At 71.4% G+C, this 21,554-nt stretch carries 23 protein-coding genes; 11 read left to right on the top strand and 12 right to left on the bottom strand.

From position 1 onward, the window contains the following. Window positions 1-155 precede the first annotated feature (155 nt). A complete protein-coding gene (locus ACIRD8_RS22065; RefSeq protein WP_403993983.1) occupies window positions 156-2,312 on the bottom strand; it encodes a flotillin family protein in 2,157 nt (718 codons plus the stop codon). A gap of 108 nt (window positions 2,313-2,420) precedes the next feature. Further along, complete coding sequence (locus tag ACIRD8_RS22070; protein WP_403993986.1) at window positions 2,421-3,059, bottom strand: hypothetical protein; 639 nt, start codon at window positions 3,057-3,059, stop codon at window positions 2,421-2,423. A gap of 304 nt (window positions 3,060-3,363) precedes the next feature. Here ACIRD8_RS22070 and ACIRD8_RS22075 point away from each other — a divergent pair, with 304 nt between their 5' ends. After that, window positions 3,364-4,431, top strand: coding sequence for a PucR family transcriptional regulator (locus ACIRD8_RS22075; RefSeq protein ID WP_403993989.1), 1,068 nt, complete (start codon window positions 3,364-3,366; stop codon window positions 4,429-4,431). Between the two features lie 71 nt (window positions 4,432-4,502). On the opposite strand, the gene ACIRD8_RS22080 is transcribed toward ACIRD8_RS22075, so the two are convergent. After that, window positions 4,503-4,958 (bottom strand): tellurite resistance TerB family protein, encoded by a 456-nt coding sequence (locus ACIRD8_RS22080; protein WP_403993992.1) that lies wholly within the window; start codon window positions 4,956-4,958, stop codon window positions 4,503-4,505. Window positions 4,959-5,093: 135 nt separating this feature from the next. On the opposite strand from ACIRD8_RS22080, the gene ACIRD8_RS22085 reads away from it, so the two are divergent. Together ACIRD8_RS22085 and ACIRD8_RS22090 are read left to right on the top strand one after the other, a co-directional pair. Next, a complete protein-coding gene (locus ACIRD8_RS22085) occupies window positions 5,094-5,534 on the top strand; it encodes a BlaI/MecI/CopY family transcriptional regulator (protein ID WP_403993995.1) in 441 nt (146 codons plus the stop codon). 8 nt (window positions 5,535-5,542) lie between these two features. Further along, window positions 5,543-6,496, top strand: coding sequence for a M56 family metallopeptidase (locus tag ACIRD8_RS22090; protein ID WP_403993998.1), 954 nt, complete (start codon window positions 5,543-5,545; stop codon window positions 6,494-6,496). Window positions 6,497-6,514: 18 nt separating this feature from the next. Here ACIRD8_RS22090 and ACIRD8_RS22095 read toward each other — a convergent pair whose 3' ends face one another. The 5 genes from ACIRD8_RS22095 to ACIRD8_RS22115 form a co-directional block, all read right to left on the bottom strand. Beyond that, window positions 6,515-7,762 (bottom strand): cation:proton antiporter, encoded by a 1,248-nt coding sequence (locus ACIRD8_RS22095; protein WP_403994001.1) that lies wholly within the window; start codon window positions 7,760-7,762, stop codon window positions 6,515-6,517. Window positions 7,763-7,764: 2 nt separating this feature from the next. Further along, window positions 7,765-8,235 carry a cation:proton antiporter regulatory subunit gene (locus tag ACIRD8_RS22100; protein WP_099173374.1) on the bottom strand — a complete coding sequence of 157 codons (471 nt, stop codon included), beginning with the start codon at window positions 8,233-8,235 and terminating at the stop codon, window positions 7,765-7,767. A 210-nt stretch (window positions 8,236-8,445) separates the two neighbouring features. After that, complete coding sequence (locus ACIRD8_RS22105; protein WP_403994004.1) at window positions 8,446-9,885, bottom strand: flotillin family protein; 1,440 nt, start codon at window positions 9,883-9,885, stop codon at window positions 8,446-8,448. Between the two features lie 82 nt (window positions 9,886-9,967). Further along, entirely contained in the window at window positions 9,968-10,489 is a 522-nt protein-coding gene (locus ACIRD8_RS22110; RefSeq protein ID WP_403994007.1) for an NfeD family protein, read from the bottom strand. Window positions 10,490-10,594: 105 nt separating this feature from the next. Further along, window positions 10,595-11,080, bottom strand: a complete 486-nt coding sequence (locus ACIRD8_RS22115) for a peroxiredoxin (protein ID WP_403994010.1) — start codon at window positions 11,078-11,080, stop codon at window positions 10,595-10,597. 157 nt (window positions 11,081-11,237) lie between these two features. Here ACIRD8_RS22115 and ACIRD8_RS22120 point away from each other — a divergent pair, with 157 nt between their 5' ends. The 3 genes from ACIRD8_RS22120 (at window position 11,238) to ACIRD8_RS22130 (ending at window position 14,215) form a co-directional block, all read left to right on the top strand. Next, window positions 11,238-11,981: an alpha/beta hydrolase gene (locus ACIRD8_RS22120; RefSeq protein ID WP_403994013.1), complete on the top strand. Its 744-nt coding sequence runs from the start codon at window positions 11,238-11,240 to the stop codon at window positions 11,979-11,981. 74 nt (window positions 11,982-12,055) lie between these two features. Further along, on the top strand, window positions 12,056-13,756 hold the full coding sequence (locus tag ACIRD8_RS22125; RefSeq protein ID WP_403994016.1) for a SpoIIE family protein phosphatase: 1,701 nt from the start codon (window positions 12,056-12,058) through the stop codon (window positions 13,754-13,756). Window positions 13,757-13,807: 51 nt separating this feature from the next. After that, complete coding sequence (locus ACIRD8_RS22130; protein WP_403994019.1) at window positions 13,808-14,215, top strand: hypothetical protein; 408 nt, start codon at window positions 13,808-13,810, stop codon at window positions 14,213-14,215. A 33-nt stretch (window positions 14,216-14,248) separates the two neighbouring features. Here ACIRD8_RS22130 and ACIRD8_RS22135 read toward each other — a convergent pair whose 3' ends face one another. Both ACIRD8_RS22135 and ACIRD8_RS22140 read right to left on the bottom strand, forming a co-directional pair. Further along, window positions 14,249-14,464: a hypothetical protein gene (locus ACIRD8_RS22135; protein WP_403994022.1), complete on the bottom strand. Its 216-nt coding sequence runs from the start codon at window positions 14,462-14,464 to the stop codon at window positions 14,249-14,251. Between the two features lie 110 nt (window positions 14,465-14,574). Further along, entirely contained in the window at window positions 14,575-15,171 is a 597-nt protein-coding gene (locus ACIRD8_RS22140) for a hypothetical protein (protein WP_403994024.1), read from the bottom strand. 331 nt (window positions 15,172-15,502) lie between these two features. Here ACIRD8_RS22140 and ACIRD8_RS22145 point away from each other — a divergent pair, with 331 nt between their 5' ends. The 4 genes from ACIRD8_RS22145 (at window position 15,503) to ACIRD8_RS22160 (ending at window position 18,595) form a co-directional block, all read left to right on the top strand. Continuing rightward, window positions 15,503-15,847 (top strand): MerR family transcriptional regulator, encoded by a 345-nt coding sequence (locus ACIRD8_RS22145; RefSeq protein WP_403994026.1) that lies wholly within the window; start codon window positions 15,503-15,505, stop codon window positions 15,845-15,847. Between the two features lie 305 nt (window positions 15,848-16,152). Then, the gene (locus ACIRD8_RS22150) at window positions 16,153-16,356 is read left to right on the top strand and encodes a cold-shock protein (protein WP_031090619.1); all 204 of its coding nucleotides are present in this window, start codon (window positions 16,153-16,155) and stop codon (window positions 16,354-16,356) included. Window positions 16,357-16,656: 300 nt separating this feature from the next. Continuing rightward, window positions 16,657-18,222 carry a DEAD/DEAH box helicase gene (locus ACIRD8_RS22155; protein WP_403994029.1) on the top strand — a complete coding sequence of 522 codons (1,566 nt, stop codon included), beginning with the start codon at window positions 16,657-16,659 and terminating at the stop codon, window positions 18,220-18,222. A gap of 64 nt (window positions 18,223-18,286) precedes the next feature. Beyond that, complete coding sequence (locus ACIRD8_RS22160; RefSeq protein WP_403994032.1) at window positions 18,287-18,595, top strand: SCO5918 family protein; 309 nt, start codon at window positions 18,287-18,289, stop codon at window positions 18,593-18,595. Between the two features lie 91 nt (window positions 18,596-18,686). On the opposite strand, the gene ACIRD8_RS22165 is transcribed toward ACIRD8_RS22160, so the two are convergent. Next, complete coding sequence (locus tag ACIRD8_RS22165; protein ID WP_403994035.1) at window positions 18,687-19,595, bottom strand: zinc-binding alcohol dehydrogenase family protein; 909 nt, start codon at window positions 19,593-19,595, stop codon at window positions 18,687-18,689. 174 nt (window positions 19,596-19,769) lie between these two features. Here ACIRD8_RS22165 and ACIRD8_RS22170 point away from each other — a divergent pair, with 174 nt between their 5' ends. After that, the gene (locus ACIRD8_RS22170; protein ID WP_403994038.1) at window positions 19,770-20,534 is read left to right on the top strand and encodes a glucose 1-dehydrogenase; all 765 of its coding nucleotides are present in this window, start codon (window positions 19,770-19,772) and stop codon (window positions 20,532-20,534) included. Window positions 20,535-20,538: 4 nt separating this feature from the next. Here the strand turns inward: ACIRD8_RS22170 and ACIRD8_RS22175 are convergent, their stop codons facing one another. Beyond that, on the bottom strand, window positions 20,539-21,450 hold the full coding sequence (locus ACIRD8_RS22175; RefSeq protein ID WP_403994041.1) for a ScbA/BarX family gamma-butyrolactone biosynthesis protein: 912 nt from the start codon (window positions 21,448-21,450) through the stop codon (window positions 20,539-20,541). Between the last annotated feature and the right edge of the window lie 104 nt (window positions 21,451-21,554).

Genomic DNA, 21,554 nt, shown 5'->3' on the forward strand with positions numbered 1-21,554 from the left:
CTCACTGACAACGCCCTCTCCGGAGCGCATCGCCGTGCGAACAGGCGCGCTCTCACACCCAGCCCGGCACAATCAAGCCCGTCCGGCGATTGAGGACGGAACCCTCGCCCGGGGCGGGGCCGAACCCTTCGCCCCGGGGCAGGAACAGCCCCCCGCTACGCCACCCCCGCAGGCGCGGCCCCGTTCTTCGACGGCGCCGGAGACGACCCACCCGTGGGAGACGACCCGCCCGCGAGCGACGACCCGCCCGCGAGCGACGACACCGTCATCCCCGCCAGCCCCAGCTCCTCCGCCGCCGCCAGCAACTGCCGTACCTGCCCCGAGGCCGCCCCCGACGTCCCCCGCATCAGCTGCATCAGCAACGCCGACACCGTCAGGTTCTGCACGTCCCCCGAGGACACCGACCCCAGCACCCGGGTCAGGTCGTCCGTGAAGGACGAGCTGCCGTCCAGCCACGGCCCCGCAAGGGCCTGCGCCGTACGGGAGTTGTCGACGAACCCGTCCACACTCCGCCCCAGCGAGATCGACGACACGAGCCGGTCGAAGAAGACCGAGTCCCCGCCCACGATGTCGATGTCCGCGTTCTCCAGACCCGTCGCCAGGATCGTCGCCTGCGCCTCGGCCACCTGCCGCTGCACATCGAACTCCGCCAGCCGGATCTCCTTCTCCGCGGCCAGCCGCAGCCGGTACTCCTCGTGCCCGCGCGACGCCTCGTCGAGCGCGGCCATCGCCGCGGCCTTCTGGGTGAGCCCCTCCGCCTCGGCCTTCAGCTTCTCGCCGATCACCGCCGCGTCGGCGGTCGCCTGCGCCTGCGTACCCTCCGCGGCCGCCAGCGCCTTCAGGCGCGCGCCCTCCGCCTCGGCCCTGAGCCGGGCCTCGGTCGCCTGGGCCTCCGCGAGACCGGCCTTCTCGGTGACCACGGCCTCCGCGTCCCGGACCTGGACCTCCGCAAGCCCCGCCGCGGCGGACTCCGCCTGGATGCCCTCCGCCAGCCGCAGCTTCGCCTGCGCGTCGAGGTCGGCCGTCTTCAGCCGGGCGTCCGCGAGCGTCAGCTGCTCGGCCGCCAGGTGGACCGCCGCCGCCTCCGCGGCCTCCGCCGCCTTGATGTCCTTGACCAGCTTCTCCTGCGCCTCCGCCTCGGCCGCGATGATCACGGACCGGCGGGTGCGCTCCGACTCCTCGACGGACCGCAGGGTCAGGATCGACTCCTCCTGCTCGGCGACCGTGCGGTCCACCGCGATCCGTTCCCGGATCACGTCCGCCACCTCACGGCGCTCGGCCTCGACCTCCTTCGTCGCGGCGATCCGGTTCAGCTCGGTCTCGCGCTCGCGCCCGATGACCTCCAGCATCCGGTCCTTCTCGATGCGCTCGTTCTCCACCGCGATGACCCGCTCACGGTTCTTCTGCGCGACGGCGACCTCGCGTGCCTGGTTCTCCCGCTGGATGCCGAGCTGCTCCTCGGTGCGGATGAACGCGCTCTGCGAACCGAGCCGCTCCTCCTCCTGCACCCGGGCGGTGGCCGACTCCTCGCGGGCCCGCAGCGTCTCGACCTCGCGGCGCTGCTTGATCTCCGCCTCCGCCTGCCGGCGCTCCAGCTCCAGGATGGTCTCGCGGGCGTCGACGTCCTGCCGGGTGATCTCCTTCTGCTCGGTGCGCTGGAACTCGTTGGTCCGTACGTGCTCGATCGCCGTCAGTTCGGTGATCTTCCGGATGCCCTGCGCGTCCAGGATGTTGGCTCCGTCGAGCTGCGCCATCGGCGTCTGCTCGAGGAAGTCGATCGCGGCGTCGTCGAGGTGGTAGCCGTTCAGGTCGGTCCCGATGACCCGGATGATCCGGTCCCGGAACTCCTCACGCTTGGTGTACAGGTCGACGAAGTCGAGCTGCTTGCCGACGGTCTTGAGCGCCTCGGAGAACTTCGCGGCGAAGAACTCCTGGATGGCGACCTTGTCGCTCGCCCGCTCCGTGCCGATGGCCTGCGCCACCTTGATGACGTCCTCGATGGTCTTGTTGACCCGGACGAAGAACGTGATGTGGATGTCGGCGCGGATGTTGTCCTGGCAGATCAGGCCCTCGCGCCCGGTGCGGCGGATCTCGATGGTCTTCACCGAGATGTCCATGGTCTCGGCCTTGTGCAGCACCGGGAGGACGACCGCACCGGTGAAGGTGACGTCGACCTTCTTGGTCTTGGAGATGATCAGGGCCTTCCCCTGCTCGACCTTGCGGAAGAGACGGGTGATGACGAAGACCAGAGCGACGGTGATGAGCAGGACAACGGCGACGAGCACGCCGATGCCCCAGGAGATGGCATCCATGTCAGTCCTTGCGGCTGGTGATGACGTACGAGGAAGAGGAAGGGGGGCCCGGTCCGCACGACGGCGCGCGGAACCACGGGCCGGGGGCCCGGAGAAGGGGAGGCGGGGTCAGCCGGCCTTGCGCGGCAGCGGGCGCGGGGCGAGCGACGCGTCGTACGGCGAGACCCAGAAGAACTCGCCGTCGGCGTCGTACGCGTACAGGAGGCCCGTACTGCCGGAGGTGAACACGTCACCGGGCGCGGACGGCCGCAGCGGCTGCCGCACCTGCACGATCGCGGTCGACCCGTCGGCGGCAGCGACCTCGGCCTGCCCGAAGTCGTCGCTGACGGATCCCGTACGGATCGTGCAGACCTGACCCACGAAGTCCTCGCGGGATGGAGGAGGTTCCGCGGGGAAGTGCCGGCGGAAGCGGCGTACGAGCATGCGGACCACCCCCCAGGCGATCAGGAGCGCCCCCGCCAGGACGGCGAGGTGCAGTGCGGCCCGCGGGGTGCCGGTGGCTCCGCTGCGGAGCACCAGGACCGAGCCGGCCAGGCCGGTGAACCAGGAGAAGACGATGAACAGCGACACCGAAACGGAGACCGGCACCCCGCCGAAGCCGACCGCTTCGGCGTCGAGGTCTGCGTCGAAGGAGTCGGGCCCGGCCGCTCCGGCCAGCACCAGCAGCCAGAAACAGACGACGACCACCAGTGCGCCGCCGAAGACGACGGCCGGGAACGCGACTGCTGCGGAAAAGAACTCGGTCATCCGGCCCACCCCCTGCGATGCCGTACGGTCCGGGGAGACCGGGCGGCGGCAGGCGGCACGGGGGCACCGGCGCTGCGTCGCCGCGAACGGTCCCGCAGCAACCGGTTCCTTCCCCCGTGATCCCCCGTAACCCCCGTGATTCCCCCGTGTGTTGCTGAACCGATCCTGTCAGCCGGGGCAGTCCTGGCGCATTGCCGGAATCCGGCAGCCTTTGCGGGATCGCCCTGCCGGGCACCGGCACAGGCTTCCGTGCGTTGACGGGATGGCGAGGTGCCGATGCTGTCGATGTGTGGAGGAGCGTGCCGTGGCGGAGCCCGAGATCCCCGAGCGGTTCCTGGAGGGCTACGACCGGATCCTGGCCGAGGTCGCGGAGACCGGCCGCCGTCTCACCCGGGACGAGCTGGAGACCCGGCGCACGCTCGGCCGTGAGGCAGCGGAGGCCGGGCATCAGCTGCGCGCGCTGGTGCGCCTCCATCTCGCGGAGACCCGCGCGGCCTGGCCGCTCACCACCACGGGTGCGGCCGTCACCGACGCCGTGCTGGGCGCGGTGGAACAGACGGTGGACGCGTTCGCGGAGGGCTTCGAGCGTGCGCAGCGCATCACCGTGCGCCGTGAGGAGGCGGCGCGGCGGGAGTTCATCGACGACCTGCTGTACGGGCGCAGCGACCTGGGGCGGCTCGCGGAGCGCGCCACCCGGTTCGGGCTGCGGCTCTCACGGGCCCACGCCGTCGCCGTGGCGGCGGGCCCGGAGGCCTACAGCGAGTCCGACGCCGTGCCCCGCAGCGTGGAGGCGGCACTGCTCTCCCGTTTCAGCGGCCGGAAGATCCTGCTCACCACGAAGGACGGCCGCCTCGTCTGCATAGCCCCCGGCAGTCAGCCGGACGTCCTGCGGTACTTCGCGAAGCAGGCGCACGTCGCGACGGACGGCGGCCAGGTCGCGGTCGGCCGCCCGCACCGTGGCCCCGGCGGGGTGGTCCACTCGTACGACGAGGCGCTCGACGCCCTCGATCTGGCCCAGCGGATGAACCTCGACGACCCCGTGCTGTACGCCGCCGACCTGCTCGTCTACCCGGTGCTGACCAGGGACCGGCAGGCGATGGCCGATCTGGTGCGGAGCGAGCTCGGCCCGCTCAAGGAGGCTCGGGGCGGCGCGGAACCGCTTCTGCGGACGCTGTCCGTGTACTTCGACGCGGGCTGTGTGGCCGCCGAGACGGCCCGTCGGCTTTCGCTGAGCGTGCGCGCGCTGACGTACCGGCTGGAGCGGATACACCAGCTGACCGGCTCGGACCCCTCCGACCCGATGCACCGCTACACCCTGCAGACCGCGGTGATCGGTGCCCGGCTGCTGGACTGGCCGGCGAAGGAGCTCTGACGGACCGGTCCAGGGGCGTCCGCGAGGCGCCCGGCCCGAGGGCCCGGGCCGTACGCCTCGCGGGGGAAGCCCTACAGGTCGAACTCGTGCGGCGGCAGGTCCAGCGCGAAGCACGCCTCGCGCACGACGGCCTGCTCCGACTTGTCGAAATCGCCGTCGGCGCCACCGATCACGATGCCGATCTGGATGACGGCACGCGCCTCGGCGGGCTTCTTCTTCGCCTTGGCGATCTCCTGGAGGATGCTGACCTTGCCGAAGGCGAAGTCCGCGGTCAGCTTGTTGACGTAGTCGTTGAACCGGCGCTGGAGGTCGTCCGCCGGGAAGTTCTGCAGCACGTCGTTGGTGGCGATCAGCGAGGCGACGCGCTGCCGCTCGGACGGGTCGATGGAACCGTCCGCCGCGGAGACCAGGGCACACATGGCCATGCTCGCGTCCCGGAACGCCCCGCTCTTCAGGTCGTTCTTCTTCGCCTCCAGCTGCGTCTGCATCGTCGACGCGGATTCCTTGATCCGATCCCAAAGGGCCATGACGTCTCCATACGTTGCGTTGCCTGTGGTGCGGGAACCCAGCAAACTCTACAACTGTGTAGAAGAACCGCGGGTGGCCGTCGGCAGCACGGCGGGCGGCACACCCGTATCCGGCCACTCAGTAGGATGCGGCGGATGAACAGGCCCACTGGCACGGACGACGGCGGCACCGGGGACGGCCGACGGCTGCCCAGGCGCGGCCAGGGACAGCTGGAGTCCCAGGTCCTGACCGTGCTGCGCACGGCGGACGGCCCCGCGACGGCCGGCTGGGTGCAGGAGCACCTCGACGGCGACCTCGCCTACACCACGGTCATCACGATCCTCTCCCGCCTCTACGCGAAGAAGGCCGTGACCCGCAGTCGCCAGGGCCGTTCCTACGCCTGGACCCCGGCCTCCGACGAGGCGGGCCTCGCCGCCCTGCGGATGCGCCGCGTCCTGGACGGCGAACGCGACAGGGCGGCCGTCCTCGCCCGGTTCGTGTCCGCGCTGTCCCCCGGCGACGAGGCCAGGCTCCGCGCGCTGCTCTCCCGCGCGGCGGACGACCCCGGCGATCCCACCGCTCCAGAAGGCCGATAGTCATCGCGATGGGCGTCTTCGTCTACCTGCCACTTGTCCTGCCGCTGACCGCCCTGCCCATGGCGCGTCTCGCGGAACAGCATCTGCACCCCAGGAGCGCCACCCGGCTGCTGGCCGTCGTGGGTTCGACACTGGCCCTGTGCAGCACCCTGTGCCTGACCCTGCTCATGGTGGTCGGCACCGCCCAGCTCCCCGGCAACCCGCTGCCCGACGGCTGGTCGGACCCCGAGGTGCGCGCCGCCGTGCCGTACGACGAGAAGGCGGGACTGATCGCGATCGGCGTGCTGGGTGCGGTGCTGGTGGCCTGCGGCGGCACGCTGCTGCGGCACGCCCGGGCCCGGATCGGCGCCGCCCGCGCCCTGCCGGGGACCACCGGGCCCGGCGCCACGGGGGACCTCGCGCTGGTCCCGTCCCCCGAGCCGTACGCGTACGCCCTTCCGGCGGGCCGCGGCCGGGGCGGCCGGGTCGTCGTCTCCACCGCGATGATGGACTGCCTGGACGCCCGCGAGCGTGACGCGCTCGTCGCCCATGAGCGCGCGCACCTGACCGGCCGCCACCACCGCTATCTGCTGGTGACGCAACTGGCGGCCCGCGCCAACCCGTTCCTCCTGCCCCTGCGGACGGCGGTGGCGTACAGCACCGAACGCTGGGCGGACGAGGAGGCGGCGTACGCCGTCGGCAGCCGCAGGGCCGTCGCCACGGCGGTCGGCAAGGCGGCCCTGTTCTCGCACCGCCCGCCGGGGCCCGCGGTGCTCCCCGCATTCGCGGCGGCGGGCCCCGTGCCGCGCCGGGTGGCGGCGCTGCTCGACCCCGAACCCTCGGCCGGACTCTGGCCCCCCGCCTCCGCGCACCTGGCCCTGGCGGCGGTGATCGCGACGGCGGGGACGGCGGCCTCGGCGCTCTCGTCGCTCAACGCGACGGTGACGCTCGTCGGGATACTCCACGCGGCCACCCCGCTCTGAACCGCTGTCGGCGGACCGTCAGTCGGCGTCGCGCCCGGCGTGCTCCGGCGTGAGGTCGTCGTGCGACGGCATCGGCTGCTCGGCCGCCACGGCCGGCTTCGTCCGCTTGCCGGCCAGCGCGGCCTGGAGCTTCGAGGCGACCGGCTCCGTCCACCGGGCGGTGAGCGGTCCCACGATCACCAGGATCAGCACGTACGCGGTCGCGATGGGCCCGATCCGCGGCTCCGTCGCCACGGCCAGACCGGCGATGACGATCGAGAACTCCCCACGCGCGACCAGCGTGCCGCCCGCGCGCCAGCGGCCGCGCGGACCGATCCCGGCCCGCCGGGACGCGTACCAGCCGGTGCCGATCTTCGTGAAGACGGTGACGATCGCCAGCAGCGCCGCGGGAAGCAGCACGGGCGGGATCTCGGCCGGGTCGGTGGACAGCCCGAAGAACACGAAGAAGACGGCGGCGAACAGGTCCCGCAGCGGCGTCAGCAGCTTGCGCGCACCCTCGGCGACCTCACCGGACAGGGCGATGCCCACGAGGAACGCGCCGACTGCCGCGGAGACCTGGAGCTGCTGGGCCACCCCGGCCACCAGGACGGTGAGCCCGAGGACGACGAGCAGCAGCATCTCCGGGTTGTCGGAGGACACCGCGCGGCTGATGAGCCGGCCGTGGCGCAGCGCGAGGTACAGCACGAACCCGACGGTCCCGAGCGCGATCAGCAGCGCGATGCTGCCGCCCGCCAGACCGACACCGGCCAGCATCGCGGTGAGCAGCGGCAGATAGACGGCCATCGCGAGGTCCTCGATGACGAGGACACCGAGGATGACGGGCGTCTCGCGGTTACCGAGCCGCCCCATGTCGGTCATCACCTTGGCGATCACGCCCGACGACGAGATCCAGGTGACGCCGGCCAGCGCGACTGCCCCCACGGGCCCCCAGCCGAGCATCAGACCGGCTGCCGCACCGGGCGTCGCGTTGAGCACGAAGTCGACGGCCCCGGACGGATACTGCGTCTTGAGACTGGTGACGAGCTCCGAGGCGCTGTACTCCAGGCCGAGCAGGAGCAGCAGCAGGATGACGCCGATCTCCGCCCCGATGGCGGTGAACTCCTCGCTGGCGCCGAGCGGCAGCAGACCGCCCTCACCGAACGCGAGCCCGGCCAGCAGGTAGAGCGGGATCGGGGAGAGCCCTATCCGTCCGGCGAATCGTCCGATGATGCCGAGCCCCAGAATGACGGCGCCCAGCTCCACCAGCAGTGCGGTCGTGTCGTGCATGGTCAGCCCTCCGCGATGATCTCGGAGAGCGCGTCCACGCCCTCACGCGTTCCTACAGCGACGATCGTGTCGCCGATGGCCAGCCGGAAGTCCGGCCCCGGTGACGGATGCGCACTGTGTGTGCGCAGGACGGCGACGATCGACGCACCCGTCCGCGTCCGCGCCCGGGTGTCCCCGAGCAGCCGCCCGCCGTACGGGGAGCGGGTCCCGAGCGGGATGTGCTCGGTGACCAGGTCGATGCCCTCGGTCCGTACGGCGTCGATCGGCGCCGCGTCGATGAGGTGCGCGAGCCCGGTGGCCTCGGTGGTCGTCAGGGGTACGGAGAGGACGCACGAATCTGGGTCGTCCTTCTCGTAGAACCCCAGGAACCGCCGTCCGTCGTGGTGTACGACCACGGAGATGTGCTGCCCCGACTCGGTGGTGTAGTCGTACTGGACGCCGACTCCGGGCAGCGAAGTGCGGTGGGTTCCCATGGTTTCCTCCCGAGTGCGCGCGGTGGCGGGGCGGCGCTTTTGATCATCTCTTTAGCTGCCTATTACCTTAACCGGAGCCGTTGACCGGCCACCGGGAGGCGAAATCAAGGGCTCCCGGGCAGCGAGGACTCGTCTGCCGGGCCTGGGCCGCAGCGGACATGGGCGTGCCCGGCCGGTGAGTCGGCCGGGCACGTGTGGCCGTGTGACGTATCAGCCCTTGATCTGGATCTCCTCGCCGTTGGCCGCGGGGGAGGGGACCGCCGGCGCGGACTCCGTGGACCCCGCCTTGCCCTGCAGGTTCCGCAGCAGCGCGGCCAGGTCGACGCCCGTGGTGGAGTTGAGGAGCTCCAGGCCCTGGGCCACGTTGTCCGTGACGGTGCGGGACAGCTGGCTCGCGCCGTCCGTCGAGATCACCGTCAGCTTGTCGATGGCGCTCAGCGGCTCGGACGCCTTGGCGACGACCTGCGGCAGCACCTCGACCAGCATCTGCAGGACGGCCGCGTCGCCGTACTGCTTGAATGCGTCCGCCTTCTTCTGCATGGCCTCGGCCTCGGCGGCACCCCTCGCAGCGATCGCGGCGGCCTCGGACTCACCCTCGATGCGTACGGCGTCGGCGAGGGCCGAGCGGTGGAGCTTCTCGCCCTGACCGGTGAGGCGGGAGCGCTCCGCGTCGGCCTCGGCCTCCTTGACCTGGGCGATCCTGCGGGCCTCGGCCTCCTGCTCCGCCTGGTAGCGGGCGGCGTCGGCGGGCTTGCGGACCTTGGTGTCGAGCTCACGGTCCGTCAGGGCTGCCTGGCGCTCGGCGACCTTCTCCTGCTCGCTGAGGACCTCCTGCTGACGGGCGGCCTCGGCGAGCGGACCGGCGGCGTTGGCCTTGGCCGCCGCGGCTTCGGTCTCGGCCTTGATCTCGGCCTGCTTGAGGTAGAAGGTCCGCTCGGCGATGGCGATCTCCTCGGCCGCCTTCAGCCGGGCCTGCTCCGAGGCGCGCCGGGCGATGGCCTCGGCGATGTCGGCCTCCTGCTTGGCGCGGGCGGCCTCCGGGCGGCCGAGGTCCTCCAGGTAGGAGCCCTCGGTGGTGATGTCCTGGATCTGGAAGGCGTCCAGGATGAGGCCCTGTCCTGAGAGGCTGGCCTCGGCCTCCTCGGCGACCTGCCCGGCGAACGCGGCCCGGTCGCGGATGATGTCCTCGACGGACATGCGGCCGACGATGGCGCGGAGCGCTCCGGAGAGCACTTCCTGGGTGAAGCCGACGATGCCGTTCTGCTGCTGGAGGAATCGCTGGGCCGCGGCGCGGATCGCGTCCTCGCTGCCGCCGACCTTGACGATCGCGACGCCTTCGAGGTTGGACTTCACCCCGCGCAGGGTGACGGCGCCGCGCACGGCGACGGGGATGTGCCGGCTGGAGAGGTCCAGGGTGAACTTCTGCTGGACGAACGGCACGACGAAGACGCCGCCGCCGACCACGACCTTCTGGCCGCTGTTGTCGATGCTGGTGCGGCCGGTCACCGGATCGGTGGACTTCTTCCCGCGGCGGCCCGTGATGATGAAGGCCTGGCTGGGGCCCGCGACCTTGTACCGGGTGATCACGGCCAGGGCCAGGAGCACGAGAAGTACGACGATGCCGATGATGGCGATCACTACTGGACTCATGAAAGATGTCCCCCTTGCCCTCCCGAAGGGACGGCGGTGTGTTCGGTTGTACGGGTTTCTGACAGGCGTGTGGCTCGGTGGTTCAGCGCTCTACGGGGCGGACCGTGACCGACGTGGTGGACAGCGTGGCCTCCACCCAGACCTCGGCGCCGCGTTCGACCGGGACGGCGCTCTTCGCGGAGAACTTCACTGTCTGGCCCGCGAGTCGGAGCAGGACCTCGCCGTAACCCTCGGCCGGGATCGGCGTGACCACCGAGCCCGAGGTGCCGACCAGGTCGTCGCCGCGTGGCGTGGCCGTGGTCTGGTCCCGCATCAGGGCCTTGCTGAACTTCCACGTCAGCCAGGCCGCGACGACGCCCGCCACCGCGCCGGCCGTGAGGGCCAGGGGGACACCGACCTCGGTGGTGCCGAGGACGATGGCGCCCCCGAAGCCCAGCATGGACAGGAAACCGGCGATGACGGGCAGGGACAGCAGACCGTCGAAGAAACCGTTCAGCAGCCCGCCCAGTGCGTCACCGAGGAGCCCTTCGAGGATCCCGTCGAAGATCAGGGAAAGGGCGAGAAGTGCGATTCCCGCAATGCCGAGACCAAGGAAAACGGTCACGTGATCACTCCCCCGATGTTCGCTGTCCCCCGAAACGCTTCCGTCGAACTGGCTGAATGGTCGCATAGGGGACCTGGCCGTGGCACTGCCGGAGTCCGGCAGTTTTTACGGAGTTCCGATGCCGGAAAGCTGCTGGGCGAGCGTGTCGAGCGACTGGAAGGTGGCACCGAGCAGGGCGACGTGCTTCCACCGCAGCACACCGTCCGGACCGATCAGGAAGACGGAGCGGCGTACACCGATGCCGGGTGCGGCGACCCCGTACGCCCGGGCGGTCTCCCGCCCCGTGTCGGCCAGCAGCGGCATGCGCAGCCCGTGGTCGCGGGCGAAGGACTCATGGCTGTCCACACCCTGTGGACTGATTCCCCAGACCTCGGCGTCGAGGCCCTCGAAGGTTTCGAGGCCCGAGGAGTAGGAGCAGAGCTGCTTGGTGCAGACGGCGGTGTTGTCGCCGGGGTAGAAGGCGAGGACGACGGTCCGGCCGCGTGCGGCGGAGAGCGTGTGGTCGCGCCGCGTGAAGGTGTCGTCGGCGAGTATGCCCCCGGGGAGGGTGAAGTCCGGTGCGGGCTGGCCGATTCGGGGTCCTGACGCCATGTCGGCGGCTCCTTGGTTCGGGTGCGGGAACGGTTGTCGCGTCCCCCAGTGAACGGCACTTTCCACGCATCGACACGTTCGACCCATCCGTACGCCCTCCGGCACCGAATATGGGGGTGTACGCGGGCGTCGGCCCGCCCCCGATCTGGAGGTACGTGTGGCCGGAAGACCGCCGTCGGCAGCGGTGCTCATCCTCCACGGCGGTTACGAGACGGGCATGGCGGCGCCGGCACCGGGCGCGCTGAACCTGCCCGGTCTGCGGATGCTGCCGGTCGCGCGCGTGGTGGCCCGCGCGGTGCGCGGGGACTCCGGGGTGCGCGTGCAGCGCGTCCGCTACACGCACCGGGGCTGGAACGGCTCCCGCGAGGACCCGCTGCACGACGCCTTACGGGCGCTGGACGCCCTGCGGCGCGAGGCGGGCGACATCCCCGTGGTCCTCCTCGGCCACTCCATGGGCGCCCGCGCCGCTCTGCACGCCGCGGGACACCCGCTGGTCCGCTCGGTGGTGGGCCTCGCCCCCTGGTGTCCGCCCGGCGACCCGGTGACCCAGCTCGCGGGCCGCGACGTCGTCCTGCTGCACAGCACCCGGGACCGGGTGACGAGCCCCCTGGCGTCCCAGTCGCTGACCGCGAGGGCCCGCCGGGCGGGCGCCCGGACCTGTCTGGTGACGATCCCGGGCAGCGATCACGCGATGATCCGCCGGGCCCCGGCCTGGCACCACCTGGCGGGGCTGCTGGTGACGGGGCTGCTGGGGCTGACCCCGGTGCCGAAGCGGGTCGAGGCGGCGTTCGGGCTGCCCCGGGGGGCTGCGGCCTCCGAGGGGACCCTGTCGCTGGACGGACTCGACGCCGGCGGGCCGCGCCCCCGGAGATGCGGGGCGGTGCGGAGCGGCGGACGATGAGGGACCGGGTGCTCGGTGGCCCGTGAGGGCCGACCGTTCCGCGCCTGCCGGGCACGACCCCTCTGGAGGCTCCGTTGCAGGCCGAAGAGCACGCCGATCCGTCGCACCTCGACGTGACGGCGCTGGCAGCACTGATCGGCGAAACCCCGGCCGGGGTGGCGGTCTTCGACACGGAACTCCGCTACGTGTACGTGAACCCGGCACTCGAACGGCTCAACGGGGTGCCCGCCGCCGCGCACATGGGCAGGCCCATCGCCGAGGTGCTGCCGGACATGAAGGTGCGGACGGACGTCATGCGACAGGTGCTGGCCGACGGCCGGCCCCGTGAGATCACCACCAGCGGCCAGACCTGGGTGGACTCCGTCATCGAGCGGCGCTACTGGCGTGTCGCCATCCACCGGTACGAGCAGGACGGACGGGTGCGCGGGCTGATCGTGATCGGCCAGGAGGTCACCGCCACCGAGAACCAGCGGGAGGAGCTGCGGCGGGCCAGGAGCTATCTCACGCTCCTGGACAACGCGGCCGCCAGCATCGGTACGACGCTGGACGTGGAGACCACCTGCCAGGAACTCGCGGAGTTCGTGGTGCCCGAGATGGCCGACGTCGCCGTCGTCGAGATGATTCCCGAGAGCGACGGGCACACCGGGCGTGAGCCGTCGGCCGGAGTGCTGCGGATGCACAGGTCCGGGGTGGCGGTGGTCCCGGAACTCGCCGAGGCGGTCGCGCAGTTCGGCGGACCGGGGACGGACATCGACTACCTGGAGGACGCGGCCGTGGCGCGCTGTCTGGCCGCCGACGCGCCGGTGATCGAGAACCTCGTCGGCGGCGAGGGCCTCAACCTCAACCGTTCGGGGCCCACACCCGAGCGGGCCGCCGCCTACCGCGCCATCGGTCTGCACTCGGCCGTCGTCGTGCCGCTCACCGCGCGCGGACGCCCGCTGGGGACGCTCAGCCTGGTGCGGTCCGGAGACTCGCCCCCCTTCACGGAGGGGCTGGACGTGGTCGTCGCCCGGACGCTCGCGGGCCGCGCCGCCGTCGACGTGGACCACGCCTACCGCTACACCCACGAGCACCACATCGCCCGGGAGCTCCAGCGCTCCCTGCTCTCCGAGCCGCGCGTGCCGAACCCGGGCATCGAGATCGCGTCCCTCTACCTCCCCGCGGGCGAGGGGGCGTTGGTGGGCGGTGACTGGTTCGACGCCATTCCACTGCAGGGCGGCCGTCACCTCAAGGTGATGGGCGATGTCATGGGCCACGGTGTCGAGGCCGCCGTCGCCATGAGCAACTACCGCTCGATGCTGCGGATGACGGCGGACGACGACCACCCGCCGCACCGCATCCTGGAGCGGCTCGACCGGGCGATCGGACAGTCCGGCCTCGAACGGGCGGCGACATGCCTGATCGCGGTCGTCGACCGGAAGGCGGGGCTCTGCGAGGTGGCCAGTGCCGGACATCCGCCGCCGGTGTTCATCGATCCCGGTGCGCCCGGGGCGCGGGTGGCGCGCATCCCCGTGGGCCCGCCGCTGGGCACGGGCTTCGGCGGCTACCGCACGACGGTGCTGCCGTGCGCTCCCGGGACGGTGCTGTTCATGTACACCGACGGCCTGGTCGAGCGCCGGGGTGAGGACATCGACGTGTCGATCGAACGGCTCGCGCGGCTCAGGATCCCGGTGAGCGGACGGCTGGAGGACCTGCTGGAGGACGTCGTCGACCGGTTCGCGGACTCGGCCGAGGACGACATCGCGGTGCTCGTCTCGCGGAGCCGGGGCTACTGAACGCCCCTGCGGAACGGGGGCGTTGTCAGTGCCCGGTGCGAGGATCTCGGCATGGGACCTCTGCTCCTCACCGACATCGAAGCCGCCGTCCGCAGCAGCTGGGACGCGGACACGACCACGCCCGCGCACCGGCCGCACTGGGATCCGGGGAATCCGGCCCGGGACCAGTGCGGGGTCACCGCGCTCGTGGTCAACGACCTGCTGGGCGGCGAGCTGATCCGGGGCGAGGTGCTGGTCGACGGCGAGCGCGTCGACCACCACTGGTGGAACCGGCTGGGCGGGACCACGGAGATCGACCTCACGCGGGAGCAGTTCGGCCCGCACGAGACCGTCACCGGGGGCGTGGCCGTCGAGCGCCCCGCGGAGATCGTGCGGCTCCGCGAGGAGTACGAGCTGCTGAGCGCCCGGGTGCGGGAGAGGCTGCGGGGACGGACGGCGGCGCGGGCCGGGACGGTCTGAGCACGCGCCTGCCGGCGGGCCGCCGCTCCCGGATCACCCGGCGTGCCGGGAGCGTCCGCGCAGCCGGCGCAGGACGAGCAGGGCGGAGGTGACCACGGGGAGGAGCCCCGCCAGGGTGTTCACGGTGGTCAGCTTGTCCCCGGTGCCTCTGGTCCGGCGCATCTGCTTGACGGTGCGGACGACGGCGATCGCGCTGCTGCCCAGGCTCAGGAGCAGACCGGCCTTCGAGTTCGCGGGCTTCCTCGGCATCTGTGTGCCTCCCGACATCGCTGCACGGCCCCTCGCTCCACGTAACCGGCTCCGGGGCGGGTCCGCAATCGGGGCCGCCCGGGCCGACGGGCGCACGCACCCGGCGGGCGTCAGGCGAAGAGGAAGCCGGCCGCCGTCGCCGCGCCGACAGCCGCCCCCGCGGCCGTCTGGGCCACCGAGTGGTAGCGCAGAGCCACCCGCGACCAGCACACGGCGACGGCCGGTGCGGCCGCGCACAGCCACCACGGGGAGTGGGCGACGCTGAGCAGGGCCACCACGGCCGATGCGACCGCCGAGTCGACCGAGATCTTCCAGACCGTGTTGACGGCCAGCAGCACCGTCGTCATCACCCACAGGGAGATCATCGCGATCAGGATGCCGACGGGCGCGTGCCCCAGGACCATGATCAGCGCGCCGGTGCCGAGCGAGCCCAGGATCACCAGGAAGATGGGCGCCCGCTGGGTCCGGTCCACGACGTGCCGGTCGCCCCAGGTGCCGCGCCCGCGCTCCCACTCGATGTAACCGGCGGGTACGAGCCCGGCGCAGAGGGCGCCGAGGAAGCCCCAGGGGAGCCCGGTCCAGTCACCGGCGGAGGCCAGTCCGATGGCGAGCATGCCGACGAGCAGTACGTTGCGGGGCTGCAGGACGTCCGTGACCGTGCGGGCCACCGTCGTGGTCAGGTCCGTGGTCGTGTCGGTGCTGCTCATGGTGGGTGCTCCGGTCCGCGCGGGCCGCGCGGATACCGGCGGCCGCGCGTGAAGTAGCCCTTCACGACGGGGGATGCGTGAAGGGCTACCCGTGCAGTATGACCGTTCGCCGGTCTGCCGACAACTGACCGGTCGGTCAGTCCTGTTGAGGTGTCCGGACGGCTACGGAGGGCTCCCGCCCGGCACCCGCCGGGCGCGGAGCGCGACCGGTCCACGCCGGGGACGGAGGAAACCTGTTTCGGCGGCAATAGACATGACCTATGCGTACGCCTAGGCTTTCTTGTGCAGCCAGGCCATATCAGTGGCCAGGTGCGCAGCAGAAGAGGTGCAGATGCCCCCGGATTCCCCGTCGCATGCCACGGACCGTCTCGATGACGACGACTACCCCGCGTACACGATGGGGCGGGCCGCCGAGATGATCGGTGCGACGCCAGGCTTCCTGAGGGCGATCGGCGAAGCCCGCCTGATCACGCCGCTGCGCTCCGAGGGCGGCCACCGCCGCTACTCGCGTTACCAACTGCGCATCGCGGCCCGCGCCCGTGAGCTCGTGGACGCCGGCACACCGATCGAGGCGGCCTGCCGCATCGTCATCCTGGAGGACCAGCTCGAGGAGGCCCTGCGCCTCAACGAGGAACTGCGGCGGCCCGCCGCGGGCCGGAGTGGCATCGATTCCTGACCGGCGCGCGGGTGTATATCTGTTTCCGTCGGCACAGAAATACGCGCAATGCGCGGTGAGGGTATATGCCGTGTGCGGTGGAGCGACGGCAGAGTGATATGGCGTACAGCCCGCTTGTGCCCGAATCGTGCTACTGTTGATCTCAGTTGCAGTTGTGGTTCCCAAAACTTCAAGTGCACTCACCGTTTTCACTCCGGTGGGCGCACTTTTGTATTTCCGGTCTCTTCCGGACGGGGCAATCATTTGCGGCGACGTAGGACTCACACAGTGTGGGTCCACGGGCAACGCCCCGAAGGAGATATGACATGGCTACTGGCACCGTGAAGTGGTTCAACGCGGAAAAGGGTTTCGGCTTCATCGAGCAGGAGGGTGGCGGCGCTGACGTCTTCGCCCACTACTCGAACATCGCCGCCCAGGGCTTCCGCGAGCTGCAGGAAGGCCAGAAGGTGAACTTCGACGTCACGCAGGGCCAGAAGGGCCCGCAGGCGGAGAACATCACCCCCGCCTGATCACTCAGGCGTATGGCGCAGCTGGGGCCCGCACCTTGGGGTGCGGGCCCCAGCTCGTTGCGTTTTCCCGGCCGTTGCCGAGGCCGTCGCACCGGCGGAGTAATTCCCGGTGCGCACGAGCCGGGTCGGTCCGGTTATCTGCAGTCATATGGAGTGCCGAATTCGGCTGGTTCATCCGCCGGACGGGCTTCGTTTTTCGATATTTCACCGGCTCGTTCTTGCGATTCTTGGCGCCGTACATGGCTGCAGCCGCCCGGAAAGAATCCCTCGATACGTGCCATTCGAGGGAAAGGTTCTCCATTGAACCGCGATCGCACAGCTCGCACGAACGACCGATTTTCCCGGACGCGCTCCGGCGGGTCCGCCGGCAGTCGTACCGCCAACGGATTCCGCGGCACGGCGTCCGGCCGGCAGGGGGCCCCGGGTTCACAGGGCCGCTCCGGCGGACCGAAGCGCTCCAGTGGCTACGGCCGCCGCTCCTCCTCCGTCTCGGGTGAGTTCGCCCTGCCGGTGACCATCACCCCCGCCCTGCCGGCCGTCGAGGCCTTCGCGGACCTGGAGATGCCGGAGCCCCTGCTGGCGGCGCTGGCCTCCGAAGGCGTGTCCGTGCCGTTCCCGATCCAGGCCGCCACCCTGCCGAACTCGCTGGCCGGACGGGACGTCCTGGGCCGCGGCCGCACCGGGTCGGGCAAGACGCTCGCCTTCGGTCTCGCGCTGCTCGCCCGCACCGCGGGCAACCGCGCCGACGCGCGCCGTCCGCTGGCCCTGGTCCTCGTCCCCACCCGGGAACTGGCCCAGCAGGTCACCGACGCGCTCACCCCGTACGCCCGGTCCCTCAGGCTCCGGCTGGCCACGGTCGTCGGCGGGATGTCGATCGGCCGCCAGGCCAGCGCGCTGCGCGGCGGTGCCGAAGTCGTGGTCGCCACCCCGGGCCGGCTCAAGGACCTCATCGAGCGCGGCGACTGCAAGCTGGACCGGGTCGCCATCACCGTCCTCGACGAGGCCGACCAGATGGCCGACATGGGCTTCATGCCCCAGGTCACCGAGCTGCTCGACCAGGTCAACGCCGACGGTCAGCGGATGCTGTTCTCGGCCACCCTGGACCGCAACGTGGACCTGCTCGTCCGCCGCTACCTGCACGACCCGGTCGTCCACTCCGTGGACCCCGCGGCCGGTGCGGTGACGACGATGGAGCACCACGTGCTCTACGTCCAGGGCGCCGACAAGTACGCGACGACCACCGAGATCGCCGCCCGTGAAGGCCGGGTGATCATGTTCCTCGACACCAAGCACGCGGTGGACAAGCTCACCGACCACCTGCTGCACAGCGGTGTCCGGGCGGCCGCGCTGCACGGCGGCAAGTCGCAGCCGCAGCGCACCCGCACCCTGGACCGGTTCAAGACCGGTCACGTCACGGTGCTGGTCGCCACGAACGTCGCCGCCCGCGGCATCCACGTCGACAACCTCGACCTCGTCGTCAACGTCGACCCGCCCAGCGACCACAAGGACTACCTGCACCGCGGCGGCCGTACCGCGCGCGCCGGGGAGTCCGGCAGCGTCGTCACGCTGGTGCTGCCCAACCAGCGCCGTGAGATGACCCGGCTGATGGCCGACGCGGGCATCACGCCGCAGGTCGCCCAGGTCCGCTCCGGCGAGGCCGAGCTCAACCGCATCACCGGGGCCCAGGCCCCGTCGGGTGTGCCCGTCACGATCACCTCACCGGTGTCCGAGCGCAAGAGCAGCGGCTCCGGTCCGCGTGGCCGGCGCGGCGCGCGTCCCGGCCAGGGGCGCCGCTCCAACGCCGGCACGCCGACGCCGCAGGCGCGTGCCGCGGCGGCGCAGCGCCGGGCCAACAAGGCCGCGTAGTCATCCGGCCGGGAGCCCGGCCGCCCCAGTCCGGTTTTCTCCACGACACCCTTGTTGAGGCACCATGCGCTGTGTCATCGCCCGTTTCCCCTTCGACTTCTCCAAGGCGGAGGTGGAGGGCCTGATGAAGGGCGTCAAGCCCGAGCCCGTCACGGGTGACGCGGTGGTCATCAACCGCCGCGTCTACCCCGTCAAGCAGGTCGGCGAGATCATCACCCGGCAGGACCGCCGGGACTTTTCCGCCGGAGAGGTCACCAGGGCGCTGTCGCGTCTCGGCTTCACCTGCCGCCCGGCCGAGGTGCCCGCCCCCGTGGTGGCCCTCACCCCGCTGGAGAACGCGTCCGCCATGCTCGGAACGCCCGGCGAGGCCTGAGCCGCAGCTCCCTCCTGCACACCGCACCCCCGAGGCCTTCCCGGCCCGGGGGTGCGGTGCGTCCTGGGCCTCGGGCGGGAGCCCGCCTCCCTCAGGGGGTCAGGATCAGCTTTCCCGTGGTCCTGCGGGCGAGCAGGTCCTCATGGGCGCGCCGGGCGTCGGCGAGCGGGTAGCTGCCACCGGTCACGGGCCTGAGGCGACCCTCGCCGACGAGGGCGAAGAGCTCCTTGAGGGGGCCGCTGACCCCGCCCGGGGCCGCGAGGGCGGGGCGCAGCCAGAAGCCGACGACGGAGGCGTTGAGGCGGCCCAGACGGGCCGGGTCGACGGGGGTGAAGCCGCCGCGGGCGGCGTTGCCGTAGGTCACCAGCCGGCCGAAGGATGCCAGGGAGTCCAGGGCCTGGTCGAAGAGGTCCCCGCCCACGGCGTCCAGGACGACGTCCGCCTTCTCCGCGAGGGGGTAGGCGACCACCGCGTCCGCCCCCAGGTCCAGGGCGAGCCGCTCCTTCTCCGGGGTGGAGGCCTGGGCGAGGACCCGGCCCGCTCCGAACTCCCGGGCCAGCTGGACGGCCAGGCTGCCGACGCCGCCCGCCGCCGAGTGCACGACGACGGTCTCCCCCTCGCGCAGCCGGGCCGCCGACCGCAGCAGGTGCCAGGCGGTCAGGCCCTGCATCATGAGGGCGAGGGCCTGCGCCGCGCCGAGGTCCTCGGGGATTTCCAGGACGGCGGACTCCTTGGCGGTCACCTGCTCCGCGTACCCGTGGGACACCCGCGCCAGCACCCGCCGGCCGTCCGGGGTGCGGCCCACGACCTCGCTGCCGGGGACGTACGGCAGGGCGTCGGCGCCGAGGTAGGAGCCGTCCACCTGATGGGTGTCCGCGAAGTTCACCCCGGCCGCCTCGACGGTGAGGAGGACCTCTCCGGGACCTGGCACGGGAGCGGCCAGTTCCACGGGGCGGAGTACGTCGGGGCCGCCGAAGCGGTCGAACTGGATCGCGAGCATGCCGCAGGGTATCGCGGGGCCTCCGGGTGGGCAGGGCCCGGTGACCCGCCGTCGGAAAACGGTGAGGGGCGAGCCGAAAACAGGACAATCGGTCGGTTATGGTCGTGCCCTCGGAGCGGGATTCCGGGCGGATCGCCCATGGTCGCGGCCGGTGGCGCCTGCCAGACTGCCGCCATGAGCGATCTTCTTCACGACAGAGTCGTCCTGATCACCGGGGCGAGCAGCGGTATCGGCGCGGCGGCGGCACGGGTGTTCTCCGAGGAGGGCGCGACGGTCGTCCTGGCCGCGCGCCGGGAGGACCGACTGGCCTCGCTGACAGCCGAATTGAAGGACAAGGGCGCCCAAGCCTCGTACGTCGTCTGCGATGTCACGGTGGCGGACGACGTCGCCCGTGCGGTCGACTTCACGGTCGACACCTACGGGCGTCTGGATTCGGCCTTCAACAACGCGGGGCTCGGCGGCGACCGGACTCCCCTGCACCTCATGGGAGATGACGTCTACGACGCCGTCATGGACACCAACGTGCGCGGCGTCTGGAACTGCCTCCGCCACGAGATCGCGGCCATGCTGCCGAACACCAGGGGCTGTTCCATCGTGAACAACAGCAGCGTGGGCGGGCTGGTGGCCATACCGGCGGCCGCGCCCTACATAGCGGCCAAGCACGCCGTCGTGGGCCTCACCAGGGCCGCCGCCGACGAGTACGCCCAACAGGGCATCAGGGTCAACGCGGTGGCCCCCGGCACCACCCGCAGCGAGATCACGGCCGACTGGTTCGGCCGCAACCCGGGCCTGGAGGAAATGGTCAACAGCCGTACGCCGCAGGGACGTACGGCCGAGCCGGAGGAGTTGGCCAACGCGGTGGCCTGGCTGCTCAGCGACCGCTGCCCGTTCCTCACGGGCACCGTGCTTCCGGTGGACGGCGGCTTCATCAACCAGTGAACCGTCAGCGGCAAGGGCCGCTCAGCCGGCCCCGGAAGACCGTTTTCCCGTCCTGTGTCGCGGTCACCAGGACGGAGGTCTCCCCGGGGCCGGCGGGCAGGACCTCCGCCTCGATCCAGCAGGGCCGGTCGAACTCGGTGTACTGCTCGAACGAGCTGGTGACGGTGGTCGGTTCGAAGGACGCGGGGTACAGGGCGGCGTTCGCGGCCTGGTGCGCGGCCTCCATCAGGACGAGCCCCGGCACGTGGTCGACCGGGTGGTCGTAGAGCACGACGTTCTCCACGTCGTTCCTCAACTGCCAGTGCAGGGGCCGTTCGCCGGGCGCCAGGACCACGTCGCTCGGGGCGGGCCGCCGGACGGTGCGGGGGTCGTCCGGGGCGGGCAGCGGCCACGCGTTCCAGTCGACGGCGAGGTGTTCACCGCGGAGCCGGAGGTAGGCGCGTGGAGAAATCCAGCCGAACTCGGAATCCGCCCGGGCCACCAAGCTGTCACCCTGGAGTACGCGGACATCCATTCCGAGTGAACTGACCGTCCGCCCGCGCTTCTTGGGCTCCGTCACGGAGACCTCGACGGCGAGGTCGCACGGCCTCCCGGGGGGAACGGTGAACCCCGCGGCGACGGTGAAGTCGAAGTAGTGGAGCAGGGTTTGATCGGAGAGGGGAACGCCGTACGCCGCGTGGGCGATGACCAGACCGCTCTGCCGGATGGTCTGTGTGAGCACCCTGGGGTCGTAAGGGAGGTCCTCCGCGGGGGCGGGCCACCTCGCGGACAACGAGAACTCGCCATCTTCCAGGCTTCGCCAGGCGGTGAGGAACACCATGTCGGCACGCCCGAGATGGACGTACTCCTTGGGAACGCCGTCCCGGTCCTCCGCTGCGGTCTGCGGTGGTCTCGGAACAACGGGTATGTCGGGCACGGCCCTCCCGGACACTGGAACAAATTGGGCATTAAGGCGCTGCTATGATACCGGTTCACCGGTACTTTTTGAAGAAGCGTCAGGCCACGTTCAAGGAGAGCGCG

It is taken from the genome of Streptomyces sp. NPDC102451, assembly GCF_044765485.1.
In the GTDB taxonomy this organism is placed as follows: domain Bacteria; phylum Actinomycetota; class Actinomycetes; order Streptomycetales; family Streptomycetaceae; genus Streptomyces.